The organism is Rhizobium sp. YJ-22 (assembly GCF_029601685.1).
Taxonomy (GTDB): domain Bacteria; phylum Pseudomonadota; class Alphaproteobacteria; order Rhizobiales; family Rhizobiaceae; genus Metarhizobium.
Map to the genome: position 1 here is coordinate 84,401 of NZ_JARRIR010000002.1, position 12,082 is coordinate 96,482.

Sequence of the window (12,082 nt, forward strand, 5' to 3'; positions counted from 1 at the left end):
ATCCGAGGTTTGTGGGAGAGCGCCCGATGACTCCGGAACTCGCCCTGCAGAAAGCTGTCCGCGCTAGACTTGTCGTCACTGGGGATATCCTCAGTGAGGTGCCAGCCTCCAGCATCCTCGACCGCAACGAGCGGCCGGCACCCGATCCGTCCATCATCATCGGCGAAGGCCAGAGCGTCGACGAGAACGACAGCATCAAGCGCCGTCTCACCCGCGTCTATATGGACCTGCATGTGTGGAAGAAAGAGCCTTCGACGACGGGCGTAAAGGCCATTGCCGGGGCGATCCGGGCCGCGATCCATACTACGAAACTTCCGCAGTATGACGGCTACCACTTCGCTGACTGCTACGTCCGCACCATCCGGTTTCTCCGCGATCCCGACGGCGAGACTTCGCACGCCATTGTCACTCTTTCCGCAAAGGTGCAAGAGCTATGAGGAGTGGCAAACTCGACCGTACCATCACGATCCAGCGCAGCACCGACACCCCGGATGAATTCGGCACGCCGGCATTCACATGGACAGACCTCGCGACATTGCGTGCGCAGGTCGTCCAGTCGAGCACGGAAGAATTCATCGAGAACGGCGCGGAAGAGAAGACCATCGTCATTTTCCGCACGCGGTTCCTGCCCGGCGTCACGGCCGCCGACCGCATTCACTATCTCGGCAGCGATTTCAACATCAAGGAACTGAAGGAAATCGGCCGACGCGAAGGTCTCGAAATCCGATGCGTGAGGTCCGTATGAAGGGGACCAAGCCGCAACTCGCCATGGACAGGGATGCGATCCGCAAGGCGCCGCCGGCACCGGCTTGGCTTTCGGAAGAAGCCAAGAAGGAATGGCGCCGCGTTATCCCGATCTTGGTCAGCCGCAAAATCCTCACAGTTGCGGATCTCGGGAGCCTCGAAAACTATTGCGTGGCAATCGGGCAGGTTCGCGAGATGGAGGAGCATCTTCAGCGGCACGGGCACGTCGTCGAACAGTTCAAGGACAAGGACGGCGAGATTTTCAGCCTCGGCATGAAGCGCAATCCTGCTGTCGGTATCCAGGCGGACGCCATGACGCGCGCGCGCCTGCTGGCGGCAGAGCTTGGCCTCACGCCCGTTTCTCGATCCAGGCCGGCAATCAGGGAGGACGAGGACGATGGCGACGACCCGCTCAACATTTCCTGATTGGATTTACGACCGCACGGAAATCTCTGATCCACTCGGCTTCGGAGAGCGGGCGGTGAAGTTCCTGCGGATGCTGAAGCATCCGAAGTCCGGCAAGCCTTTCCAACTCGACCCGTGGCAAGAGCGCGTCGTGCGCCGCATCTACGGCCCTCGTAAAGAGGATGGCAGCCGGATAGTTCGGACGGTGGTTCTTCTCCTGCCTCGCGGCAACCGCAAGACCTCGCTGTCCGCTGCTCTGGCGCTCCTCCATACCATCGGGCCGGAAAAGGTTCCGGGCGGCGAAGTGATAACCGCCGCGTCGGATCGAAAGCAGGCGCGGATTGCCTACGAGGAAGCGCGCGGCCTCGTCTGGGCTCACAAGAAGATCGCCCCGAAGGTCAAGAACCTCGATTACAAAAACCGGCTCTATTATCCGACGGCGCGAAGCTTCTGCGAGGCGATCAGCGCGGACGCCGGAACGCAACATGGTAGGACGCCCGTCTTCGTCCTCGCCGACGAATTGCACGCTTGGAAGAAACGAGACCTTTGGGACGTGCTGCGCTCCGGTCTGGTGAAGACGCCGGGCAGCTTGCTTGTCGTGGCAACGACGGCGGGGCGCGGCCGGGAAAACGTTGCCTGGGATATCGTGGACGATGCGCGGCGCGTGGCGCGCGGCGAGGTAGACGATCCGTCCATCTTGCCGGTGCTTTTCGAGGCGACGGCGGATGACGATTGGCGCGATGAAGAAGTTTGGCGTCGGGTAAATCCGGGCCTCGCCCATGGGTATCCCGATATCGAAGGCTTGCGCCAGATGGCATTCGAAGGCGAGCGACGCATAGGCGACCGCGAGGCGTTCCGGCAACTCAATCTGAATATCTGGCTGGATAGTGCCGATGATCCGGCCTTCGACATGGAAGCGTTCGACGAATGCGCCGGCTCCATAGACTTGCTCGACCTGGAGGCAGAGGGGCGCCCGTGCTGGCTCGGCGTTGACCTGTCATCCCATGAAGACCTTTCCGTCATCGTGGCGGCTTGGCCGGATGGAAACGAAGGATACATCGTCCATCCCTGGTTCTTCTGCCCTTCGGACAATCTCAGGGAGCGGCAAGACCTCTCCGGCGCATTCTATGTGGATTGGGCGGCGGAAGGCCTTATCGAAGCGACCGACGGAAATGTCATCGACATCCGTCGCGTGGAGGCGGTCATCCGCGAACTTTGCGCACGGTTCAACGTCATGGAAATCGCTTTCGATCCGGCCTTGGCCCGGACGACGCTGGCGAATCTAGTCGAAGACGGGTTCCCGGCCGTGGAGATGCGGCAAGGCACGTTGACGATGATGCCAGCCTATCAGGAGCTTGAGCGCGTCGTTATCGGCCGCCGACTTCGCCACGACGGCCACCCCGTTCTTCGGTTTTGCTTCTCCAATGCCGAAGCGAAGCGAAACACGCAGGGCCATATCGTGCGGCTCTCGAAACCAAAACTGTGGATGTCAATCGATGGCGCCGTGGCCGCCGCGATGGCGGTCAGCCGCGCGTCGGCGGGCGATAGCGACCGATCAATCTACGAAACCCTGGGCGATGATTTTGAGAATTGGGCTTATGCCTGAAAGGAGACCCTATGGCTGACGGCAACACCGAACAGTTGGCGATTGATGTCGTCGCCAAAATCAGCGCCCTCGAAAAGCAGATGGCGAAAGCGAACGCGATCACCGCGCGCGCCTATCGCGATATGTCTGCCAGTTCCCGCGCTGCGACGAAGCAGATGGAACAAGACATGATCCGTTCGACGATACGGATCAATCAGGCCTTGGCGGCAACCTCGACGAAGATCGGCAGTTTCAGCAAGGCGTTTGCCGGTGCTGCCGCTGGAGCGCTATCGGTGCGGGAGGTGATCGCCTATGCCGATGCTTGGACCACGGCCAAGAACAGCCTCGCGGTTGCCGGCGTCGTGGGCCGCGATCAGGTCAAGGTTTTGGACGCGCTCTATCAGTCGGCGCAAAAGAACGCCGCTCCGGTGCAGGCGCTCGCCGACCTCTTCGGCAAGGCAGCGCAGGCGAGCGACAACCTCGGTGCATCGCAAAAAGACCTCCTGAAGTTCTCCGGCGGCGTGGCGACGGCGCTCCGCGTAGCCGGCACCAGCGCGACGGCTGCCTCCGGCGCGTTGACGCAGCTCGGCCAGCTTCTCGGCGCTGCCCGCGTCCAGGCCGAAGAATTTAACTCCGTCAACGAAGGCGCGCGGCCGATCTTGATCGCGGTTGCCAACGGCCTCGACGCCGCCGGCGGCTCGGTTTCGAAGCTGAAGACGCTCGTCAATGACGGCAAGGTCTCCAGCCAGCAATTCTTCAACGCCTTCCTGAAAGGCTTGCCGACAATCGAGGCAATGGCCGCCAACTCGACGCAGACGATCGAGCAGGGATGGACGAAGGTCAACAATGCCATGACGAAGTATGTCGGCGAGACCGATTCTTCGCTTGGCGCGTCTCAGCGGCTTGTCGAAGGCTTGAACACGCTGGCAGACAATTTCGACGAGACTGCCGATCGCGCGGTGCAGCTTGCGTCGGTTATCGCCGGTGCCCTGGTCGGCCGCTCCCTCTTCGGCATGATCGCCACGCTTGGAAAGGGCACCGAGGCGATCATCGCCTTCAGCCGCGCCTTGGCCACGGCGCGCACGGCGGGCGGCCTTGCAGCTGCATTCGGAGGGCTTGGCGCGGCGGCCGGCCCGGTCGGGCTGTTGATCGGCGGGACGGTGGTCACGGCTCTGATGGCGTTTTCCAGCTCGTCGAAAGACGCATCCGAGGGCGCCAAGCTTTACGCTCAAACGCTGAAGGAAGTCGAGGAACGGGCAAAGGGCGCCGATGCGGCCATCAAGGCGACGACGGTTTCTATCGACGAAAAAGAGAAGAACCGCATTAACGACGCGCTCGGCTTCAACGTAAAAGACATTGAGGAAACACGCGCTTCGATCACCGACATGTTCGAGCAGATGTTTCGCAACGCCGACTTTACCGTCGTCACGCCGGAGCAACTCGACCAGCTCAAGGCAATTCGTGACGGGTTCGACAACGGTACGAAATCGGCAAAGGCGACAGAGCAGGCGCTCTATGGGCTGGCAAACGCGAACCCGGATATCAAAGGGGTTGCTGATGCATTTTCGCCGCTGCTTGTGAAGCTGGAGAATGTCATTGCGACCGTCCAGCGCCTGAAAGGCGAGCTTGCCTCAGTCAGCGCAGTTGGCCCATCGTTCCGCGAAACCGAAAACGCATCTATGGACGCCTATCGGAAGATGAAGGAGCAAGCCGACAGCTTCATAAAGGAGCAAGGCCGCCGCGCTTCGCTAACTCGCGACCAGCTTTCCCTTGAGGCGGAAATCGCCAAGGTCCGCGGCGACGCGGCGAAGCAGGGTGTGACCCTCACTGAAAAGCAAATCGAGCAGGCTGCTCGGTTGAACATCGAAGGCGAAAAAGCCCGCGATGCGGAGAAGAAGACCAGGGGGCGGAAGGTCTCCGAATACGACGGCATCACCCGCAGCATCCGCGAGCAGATTTCAGCCATGCAATCCGAAGCCGCCGCGCTTGGCATGGTCGGCGCCGCGGCAACCGCATATCGCATCGAGCAAGAGCTTGTGAACGATGCCCTCGTTCGCGGGGTGAATGTCACGCCGCAGATGCGAGACGGATTTCGCCAACTTGCTGCCGAGGCCGGAGCCGCTGAGGAAGCGCTGTCGGCGATGAAGCTCAGCCACGATTTGCTTTTCGAACGGCAGCAGATGGGCCGCACGGAAACGGAGCGCCGCGTATATTCGGAGCTGCGCAGCGCGAACATCGACATCAACAGCCAGGCGGGCACCGCGCTGGCACAGCAAATCCGTCTCAACGAAGCATGGCGCGAAGCTCAAGACGAGCTGCAAGCGATCGGCGATATCGGGAAGGACGCGCTCGGTGGCATCGTAGACGCGCTATATGAGAGCGGCAACGCTGCCGAGAACCTCCTCAGCGTCTTTGCCGGGATCGGCCGTCAATTCGCCAAGCTGGGCGCTGACAAATTGTGGAAATCGATTTCCGGTCAAGGCGGCATAGACCTTTCAGGCGCGACCAGCATGACGCCACAGGGTGGCTCGGCACTGGTGCAGGTCGGAAAGCAGCTCAGCGCCGCCGTCGCTCCGGCTGTCACGCAGGGGCTTTCAACGGGCCTTGACACTTGGGCAGCCGCAATTCGCAAAATCGAAAGCGGCTCATATGAGGGCAATTATGGCGCCATCGGCCCTCTCGTCAGAAAGGGGCAGTATGCCGGCCAGCGGGCCATCGGCGCTTACCAGGTGATGCCAGGCAATGTGCCGTCGTGGACGAAAGAAGCGCTCGGCTATTCCATGACGGCCAAGCAATTCCTGCTTGATCGCGCGGCGCAGGACAAGGTTGTTCTATCCCGTCTGCAAGGTTCCTTCGATAAGTTCGGCAACTGGATCGACGCGGCAAGCGTCCACTTCTCAGGGGGGCCGCTCAAGAGCGCGAAACCCGGCCAGAACGACGGCTACAACACCGTGCCGAAATACCTGTCCATGGTGAATAGCGCAGCCGACAAATATCCCGGATCGATCCGCCAGGGCGTCACTGACGGCATTGTCGACGCGAACCGAAAAATGGCGAACACGGTGCAGGTTCAACAGCAATCCGCTTCGCAGGCGTCGATGCCGCAGATGTCGAAGCTTGAGGGAATGCTCGGGGTCGGCGGGGCAGCACTTGGGGCATTCTCGGGCGGCTACCAATCGGGGAGTCCTCTGATGGGCGGGCTGTCGGGCGCGATGTCTGGCTTCGGTGCAGCTGGCGCTATCGCTTCAGCGTTCCCCGCATTGGCGGGCGTGGCCGGCCCAGTCGGGGCGATCGGCGGCGCTATCGTCGGGCCATGTATCGGAAAAATCGGAAGGAAAAGGAGCAACCAGAAATGACAGCTATCAATGTATTTCTTCGCCGCGACCGGGCAATCATGATGACGGATGCCTCGCTTTACACAGCGCAAGGCGTGATCGTCGGCTTCGGACAAAAGGCCGTGGCGATGCCGAATATGCGTGCAGCTATCGCGTGCCGCGGAAGCCAGAAGGTCACCGCCCTCTTGGCCATGGAAATGTCGGCCGTTTATCAGGGATACGACGAACTTCTTGATAATGCAGAGCGCGATTTGCGCGCCTACCACGATCAACATCTCATGGAGCTTTCGCGCCTGGGGCTGCAGGATATCAACATCGTTGTCGCGGGATGGTCGGCATCCAAAAACGCCCCGGCCGGCTTCTATTTCGACAGCACGACAGACACCTTCGAAGAGATCGATGGCTATGCAGCCGGGCCGCTTCCAGACGAGGCTGAGGACGCCAAACTTCACGCCATCCGCTGCGAGATCGATGTCGACGTTGATCCTGCAAGCTTCGATCCCGTTCGCCATGGCATCCCGTTCATGGAAGCACAGCGGCGGATGAAGGTGGAAATTAGCGACGTCTCGGAGCCGATGTCGATTGTCGGCGGCCATATCCTTCTGACGGAGGTCAGCCGCGATGGGGTTTCCCAGCGTGTCATTCACCGGTGGGATGATGAAATCGGGATGCCGATCGAGCCGGCTGAATTCGTGCCGCCGCCGGCTGCTCCACTAAACCGTCACCAGCGCCGCGCTATGGCCCGTGCCGGAGGGCGATAATGTCCTATGCCGGGAACCGTCGTGAGTGGTTGGAATACCGCTACGGCAGACCAACGGGCAAGAAGGTCACTCTCCCGGAGATTTTCACCGGCGAGAGCCGGACACACGCGCGCGAAGGAATTCTGGACAAACTTCGCGATTGGCGCCTCAGTCCATTCGAAAATGAAGCGTCATGCCGGACTGGGATTCGGCAGACGCTGTGCTTGAAAGGCCATGGATGGCAGGTTTCTGACGTCACCGCAGAAAGCATCGTTTCTGAGGGACTTCACCTTCTAGGAGCAGAACGCCCCGACTGGAATGAGGGTCAGCGTCACTATTCCATCCCTCGCGAGAACTGCGTCCGTTGCGGCTGCGCGATCGACGAGGCAGATCAGACGCGCGGCTACAGATTTTGTTCGACGGTATGCGCTAGGGCTTACAAGCAACACCTGTCAGAGGAGCTGCCGTGGGATCACGAATTGCGCCGTAAAGCTTACTGGCAGTACGCCATCAGCCAGAAACCCGCCAGGGAATGTAAACACTGTGGCGGTTCTTTTCAGAGCTTTGATCGCGATCAACTGTATTGCTCGAAGAAATGCCGCGTCGATGCGTTCGCAGCAAGAGGGAAGGCAAACGCTGGGAGGCCAAGGAGTAAAACGAAACAATGCAAGGCATGCAGCACAGCGTTCAAGCCCAGTCAGGCCTATCAAGTGTATTGCTGCGAAGCTTGCGAGCGCGCCTCCATCCCTGCCGTACTATGTGGATGCTGTGGGATGGCGTTCCGCCCCACAGGAGCGCGCAGTGTATATTGTTCTCCAGTGTGCAGCTCCGCCGCTCGGCAGCGTCAGAAACAGCAGTACGCCAAGGCGAACTATCGGCCATCAAAGGTGATAACCCTCGTGATCCGCCGTATCGAGCAGATCGAGGAGATGTTTAGGGCGGCGTAACTTCAGTGATGATTCGGGTTGAGGGCCAAGTTGGCAAGCCACCGGCGCTGCTCAAAAACTTTATTCTGAATGTCGTTCGGAATGCCCCTAACAAACATCTTTGAGCCATCCACGAAAGACAGAGTGGTGAAGTCGTCTGCGGGGAACTGAAGGAAATATTTAACGGTATCGAAGTTAACGACGACGTCCATATCGTCGATATTTTGTAATTCAACCCACATAGTAGCTCCTATTATTCTGGCAAGTTGCAAAATGCGATAGTGTTATCACCGCTGTATGGCGACTTTATCTGAAGGGTCCATTGCCGACCTCGAAAATGGATGTTCCTCTGCGTTACCATCGCCACCATACCTGCGCACATCTTGCGCGCCTCACTGCTGCTTGTATTCATCGTTGCCGTGACTGAACCGCTCCAACCGGAGACTTCACACGGCGAGCTGGATAAGCCCGACGCATCGATCGCTTGGCACAACGTGTAAGCGTTTTCCACAGCATCCGCTAACGCCGGACTAGCTGTCACTAGCCCGGCAACCGTAACCAAAATTGCTTTCATGTAACCCCCACACTCTATGAGGGCAGCCTGACACAGGTTCGGAACCCATGCAACATGTTGCGTCCTATGTCGCATGGATTTGCGGGGTCTATGAGGGAATGCATGTAAATCAAGGGGAATCAGTCGCAACATGAAAATGCAACATGACGTCACCCAGCAGGGCGGCCGGAGCATCAAATTATTGATTCTAAATGAGAAAAAATGGTGCCCCCGGCAGGATTCGAACCCGCGACCCCCTGATTACAAATCAGGTGCTCTACCAACTGAGCTACAAGGGCAACCGATGTAAGGCAGTTACCAGATTTTGGCGGCATGTAAAGCGGAAACTGGGTTTGAGGGTGTTTCGGTGGGATGTTGGCGGGCTTTGATGAGAGGAAATGGAAAATGGCTTGTTCTTTCAGCGGTTTGCCGTTACCAGATCTGCACGCTGCCGTAGAATGTCCGAAATTGGAGAACGCGCGGTCTGCGCGCAATTGGGCAGCAGATCTCAGGCGTTACGGCGAGGCGCCGCAAGGGAAGGGTCAGGCATAGATGGGCCAAAAGCTCTCTTTCACCGCTTCGACTGCGGATGGCGCGCAGGCGGCCTGCGACGACCTCATCCGTCTTTACGGCAATTGCGATGCGGACGAGGCGGACGTCATCGTCGCGCTCGGCGGCGACGGCTTCATGCTGCAGACACTGCACCAGTTCATGGATACCGGCAAGCTGGTCTATGGCATGAACCGAGGTTCCGTGGGCTTCCTGATGAACGACTACCGGCTGGAAGGCCTGGAGGAGCGCATCGACGCCGCCGTCTCCAACGAATTCCATCCGCTGCGCATGACCGCCACCCATGCCGATGGCGCCAGCACCACGGCGCTGGCCATCAACGAGGTGTCGCTGTTCCGCCAGTCGCACCAGGCGGCAAAGCTACGCGTCGAGATAGACGGCCGGGTGCGCCTCGAAGAACTGATCTGCGACGGCGTCATGGTGGCGACACCGGCCGGCTCCACAGCCTATAACCTTTCCGCCCACGGCCCGATCCTGCCGCTGGAGGCGCCGCTCCTGGCGCTGACGCCGGTCAGCGCCTTTCGCCCGCGAAGCTGGCGCGGCGCGCTGCTGCCGAACAAGGTGACGGTCGATATCCATGTGCTCGAAGCCGGCAAGCGACCAGTCAATGCCGTTGCCGATTATACAGAAGCCAGGACGGTCACACATGTACGCATCGCCCAGACGGCGAATATCACCGCGCGCATTCTGTCCGATCCCGACCGCTCCTGGTCGGATCGCATCCTGGCCGAGCAATTTCCCTCGTGAGGACGGCGCCATGCCCCTGCCCATCCCGTCATTGACGCTTATTTCCGCTGCCCTCGTCGCTGTGCTGCTTGCAGGCGCACCCGCCCGCGCGGAAGATATCGATGCCCTGCCCTCGTCGGTGACCTTCGTCACCAGCACCGGCTATTGGGAGGACGCGGCCGAGGTCGGCACGGCGCAACCGCCACGCAAGGGGTATTACAAGCTGGTCGCCGTCCGCCAGGCGGATCGCACCGCCAAGATTTTCCTGCAGCAGATCGCCAGCACCGATGACGGCCCAATCGTCGTCTCCAGCGTCGAGGTAGAGGAGTTGACCCAGCTCAAGCCCTTCGTCACCGATATTCGCCCGGAAAGCTCCTCTGGTGTGACCAACCAACCCGGCATGTTCGCGACCGTCTACCTGAAGACGGAATCGCAGGCGAAGGAAGCGGAGAGCTGGACGGTGATGATCGACGATCTCGGCGAGATGATCGTTGAAAAGGCGACCAATTAAAACCTCTCCGGCTTACTCGGCCGCCTTGACCTCGGGAACCGGTTCGAGCATCTCGATTTCGTAGCTATAGCCCTCCAGCATGGTATAGGCGTGCTCGATCGTCTCGATCTGCGCTTCCGCCTTGCGGATGGCCTCGGCGATCGACTGGCTGCGGGCGCGCAGCATGGAGCCGAGCACGTCGGTTTCCGGCCGGCGGCCCATGCGATCCATATGCTTGCGCAGCCGCGCGCGGTGGCGCTCCAGTTCGAGAATGTGAAAACGGTTCTTGACGATGTCGTCGGTCAGCTTGCGGCGCATGGCGGCGACGGGATCGAAGCTGCCCGGCTCACGCTCGTCGAGGATGAAATCGTTGACCAGCGTCTCGAGGATCAGCACGCCCTCGATGTCACGGGCATCGGCCAGTTCGGGATCGTAGCCAGTATCGTCATAGACCTTGCGGCGCACGGGATCCTTCAAAAGGTCATAGGCCGTCTGCAGCCGGCTGAAATGGTCGACATCGCCTCCCGCATCCGGATGCGCGTTCTTGGCCGCCTTGCGCCAGGCAAGCTTGACCGCCTCCGCTCCGGCGTCACGGTCAACTCCAAGCATCGCATAGGGATCGATCACGCCGTCACCTGTTCCTTCCCGCCTGCGGCGGCCCGTTTCGATCACGATTCGTCCGGCGCGCCGCAATAGTCTGCACTTGTCATGACCCGGCTCAGCAGGTCATGCGCGAAAAAGCCGCCCCTCATTCAGTACCGGCTCACCCCATCAGCATCAAGCCCGAAGCAGCCGCCATTGTTTGCGGCAGTCGGGACGAAATTGTGTTCGCGGGATGATCTCCCCGTTTTCCACACCCCAAGGCGTCGCGCCAGACTCTCAGGCCGTCAGGCTCTCCGGCTGAGCCACAGCCGCGAAGGCGGCGGCGATGATATCCGGGCCGGCGCCGGGCCGGTTGGACTCTGTGGACAGAATCTGGCGGAAGCGCCGCGCGCCGGGCAGGCCCTGAAACAGGCCGACCATATGCTTGGTAACGTGATGCAGCCTGCCGCCGCCCACGATATGGCGCTCGGCATAGGCCATCATCCGGTCGCGCAGGGCATCCGCGTCCAGCGCCCGCGCCGGCGCGCCGTAGATGTGGTGATCGACATCGGCCAGCAGCGAGGCGTTGTGATAGGCGGCGCGGCCGAGCATTGCGCCATCCATGACCTCCAGATGGATCGCCGCATGGCCGAGATCGGTGATTCCGCCATTGATGCCAAGGAAGACATCGGGATTTTCCCGCTTCATCGCGTGAACGAGTGGATAATCGAGCGGCGGGATTTCGCGGTTTTCCTTCGGCGACAGGCCCTGCAGCCAAGCCTTGCGGGCATGGATCCACACCGCATCGGCTCCGGCGCCGATCATCCGGCGCAGAAAATCGGGCAAGACCTGCTCCGGCTCCTGGTCATCGACGCCGATGCGGCATTTGACGGTCACCGGCGCAGCGGAAATCCGCTTCATCGAGACGATAGCCCGCTCGACCGTTTCCGGCTCGCGCATCAGGCAGGCGCCGAAAGTGCCGGATTGCACCCGGTCCGAGGGGCAGCCGACATTCAAGTTGATCTCGTCATAGCCGTAATCCGTCGCGATCCGCAGCGCCTCGGTGAGCTTGCCGGCATCGGAGCCGCCGAGCTGCAACGCGACCGGGTGCTCGCCCGGATCATGCGACAGCAACCGCTCGCGCGGCCCATGGATGATCGCATCGGCGACCACCATCTCGGTGTAGAGCAGCGCATTCTGGGAAAGCTGGCGATGAAAATAGCGGCAGTGCCGATCGGTCCAGTCGATCATGGGAGCGACGGCGAAGATCTTCGCGCCGGAAAGGCGGGCTTTTTCGTAAAAATTCAAGCTTGTCGGTCCGCTGTTCGTATCATCTCAAGAATCTTCCGCGCGCCGCGACAATCCCTGGGGGAGCGCAACGGGATCATGCCTGGGGAAAATCGTCGACGATCAGAGCACGAAAACG

General features: G+C 60.5%; 12 protein-coding genes and 1 tRNA gene. 9 read left to right on the top strand and 4 right to left on the bottom strand.

The window, feature by feature from the left end:
• The first annotated feature begins 26 nt into the window (after positions 1 to 26).
• Genes P7F60_RS04965 through P7F60_RS04995 form a run of 7 tightly spaced genes read left to right on the top strand, consistent with a single transcriptional unit; the run spans position 27 to position 7,756 of the window.
• Entirely contained in the window at positions 27 to 437 is a 411-nt protein-coding gene (locus P7F60_RS04965; RefSeq protein WP_277916609.1) for a DUF3168 domain-containing protein, read from the top strand.
• Complete coding sequence (locus P7F60_RS04970; RefSeq protein ID WP_277916610.1) at positions 434 to 745, top strand: phage head closure protein; 312 nt, start codon at positions 434 to 436, stop codon at positions 743 to 745. Before P7F60_RS04965 ends, P7F60_RS04970 begins: the two co-directional genes overlap by 4 nt.
• The gene (locus P7F60_RS04975; protein WP_277916611.1) at positions 742 to 1,170 is read left to right on the top strand and encodes a phage terminase small subunit P27 family; all 429 of its coding nucleotides are present in this window, start codon (positions 742 to 744) and stop codon (positions 1,168 to 1,170) included. Before P7F60_RS04970 ends, P7F60_RS04975 begins: the two co-directional genes overlap by 4 nt.
• The gene (locus tag P7F60_RS04980; RefSeq protein ID WP_277916612.1) at positions 1,142 to 2,755 is read left to right on the top strand and encodes a terminase TerL endonuclease subunit; all 1,614 of its coding nucleotides are present in this window, start codon (positions 1,142 to 1,144) and stop codon (positions 2,753 to 2,755) included. Before P7F60_RS04975 ends, P7F60_RS04980 begins: the two co-directional genes overlap by 29 nt.
• A gap of 11 nt (positions 2,756 to 2,766) precedes the next feature.
• The gene (locus P7F60_RS04985; protein WP_277916613.1) at positions 2,767 to 6,090 is read left to right on the top strand and encodes a tape measure protein; all 3,324 of its coding nucleotides are present in this window, start codon (positions 2,767 to 2,769) and stop codon (positions 6,088 to 6,090) included.
• On the top strand, positions 6,087 to 6,830 hold the full coding sequence (locus tag P7F60_RS04990) for a hypothetical protein (RefSeq protein ID WP_277916614.1): 744 nt from the start codon (positions 6,087 to 6,089) through the stop codon (positions 6,828 to 6,830). The genes P7F60_RS04985 and P7F60_RS04990 overlap by 4 nt, the downstream gene beginning before the upstream one ends.
• A complete protein-coding gene (locus P7F60_RS04995) occupies positions 6,830 to 7,756 on the top strand; it encodes a hypothetical protein (RefSeq protein WP_277916615.1) in 927 nt (308 codons plus the stop codon). Before P7F60_RS04990 ends, P7F60_RS04995 begins: the two co-directional genes overlap by 1 nt.
• 2 nt (positions 7,757 to 7,758) lie before the next feature.
• On the opposite strand, the gene P7F60_RS05000 is transcribed toward P7F60_RS04995, so the two are convergent.
• Both P7F60_RS05000 and P7F60_RS05005 read right to left on the bottom strand, forming a co-directional pair.
• Positions 7,759 to 7,977, bottom strand: a complete 219-nt coding sequence (locus P7F60_RS05000; protein WP_277916616.1) for a hypothetical protein — start codon at positions 7,975 to 7,977, stop codon at positions 7,759 to 7,761.
• 534 nt (positions 7,978 to 8,511) lie between these two features.
• A tRNA-Thr gene (locus tag P7F60_RS05005) sits at positions 8,512 to 8,587 on the bottom strand.
• Positions 8,588 to 8,840: 253 nt separating this feature from the next.
• Between P7F60_RS05005 and P7F60_RS05010 the strand changes: the two genes are divergently transcribed.
• Complete coding sequence (locus P7F60_RS05010) at positions 8,841 to 9,605, top strand: NAD kinase (RefSeq protein WP_277916617.1); 765 nt, start codon at positions 8,841 to 8,843, stop codon at positions 9,603 to 9,605.
• A 10-nt stretch (positions 9,606 to 9,615) separates the two neighbouring features.
• Positions 9,616 to 10,095, top strand: coding sequence for a hypothetical protein (locus tag P7F60_RS05015; RefSeq protein WP_277916618.1), 480 nt, complete (start codon positions 9,616 to 9,618; stop codon positions 10,093 to 10,095).
• Positions 10,096 to 10,107: 12 nt separating this feature from the next.
• Here the strand turns inward: P7F60_RS05015 and P7F60_RS05020 are convergent, their stop codons facing one another.
• Both P7F60_RS05020 and dusA read right to left on the bottom strand, forming a co-directional pair.
• Positions 10,108 to 10,683 carry a J domain-containing protein gene (locus P7F60_RS05020; RefSeq protein WP_277917182.1) on the bottom strand — a complete coding sequence of 192 codons (576 nt, stop codon included), beginning with the start codon at positions 10,681 to 10,683 and terminating at the stop codon, positions 10,108 to 10,110.
• Between the two features lie 270 nt (positions 10,684 to 10,953).
• Positions 10,954 to 11,964 carry a tRNA dihydrouridine(20/20a) synthase DusA gene (gene dusA, locus P7F60_RS05025; RefSeq protein WP_277916619.1) on the bottom strand — a complete coding sequence of 337 codons (1,011 nt, stop codon included), beginning with the start codon at positions 11,962 to 11,964 and terminating at the stop codon, positions 10,954 to 10,956.
• Between the last annotated feature and the right edge of the window lie 118 nt (positions 11,965 to 12,082).

Bases quoted from the DNA above. Each gene is read 5' to 3' on its own strand.
- P7F60_RS04965 (WP_277916609.1), top strand. From the start codon at position 27: ATGACTCCGGAACTCGCCCTGCAGAAAGCTGTCCGCGCTAGACTTGTC.
- P7F60_RS04970 (WP_277916610.1), top strand. From the start codon at position 434: ATGAGGAGTGGCAAACTCGACCGTACCATCACGATCCAGCGCAGCACC.
- P7F60_RS04975 (WP_277916611.1), top strand. From the start codon at position 742: ATGAAGGGGACCAAGCCGCAACTCGCCATGGACAGGGATGCGATCCGC.
- P7F60_RS04980 (WP_277916612.1), top strand. From the start codon at position 1,142: ATGGCGACGACCCGCTCAACATTTCCTGATTGGATTTACGACCGCACG.
- P7F60_RS04985 (WP_277916613.1), top strand. From the start codon at position 2,767: ATGGCTGACGGCAACACCGAACAGTTGGCGATTGATGTCGTCGCCAAA.
- P7F60_RS04990 (WP_277916614.1), top strand. From the start codon at position 6,087: ATGACAGCTATCAATGTATTTCTTCGCCGCGACCGGGCAATCATGATG.
- P7F60_RS04995 (WP_277916615.1), top strand. From the start codon at position 6,830: ATGTCCTATGCCGGGAACCGTCGTGAGTGGTTGGAATACCGCTACGGC.
- P7F60_RS05000 (WP_277916616.1), bottom strand. From the start codon at position 7,977: ATGTGGGTTGAATTACAAAATATCGACGATATGGACGTCGTCGTTAAC.
- P7F60_RS05010 (WP_277916617.1), top strand. From the start codon at position 8,841: ATGGGCCAAAAGCTCTCTTTCACCGCTTCGACTGCGGATGGCGCGCAG.
- P7F60_RS05015 (WP_277916618.1), top strand. From the start codon at position 9,616: ATGCCCCTGCCCATCCCGTCATTGACGCTTATTTCCGCTGCCCTCGTC.
- P7F60_RS05020 (WP_277917182.1), bottom strand. From the start codon at position 10,683: ATGCTTGGAGTTGACCGTGACGCCGGAGCGGAGGCGGTCAAGCTTGCC.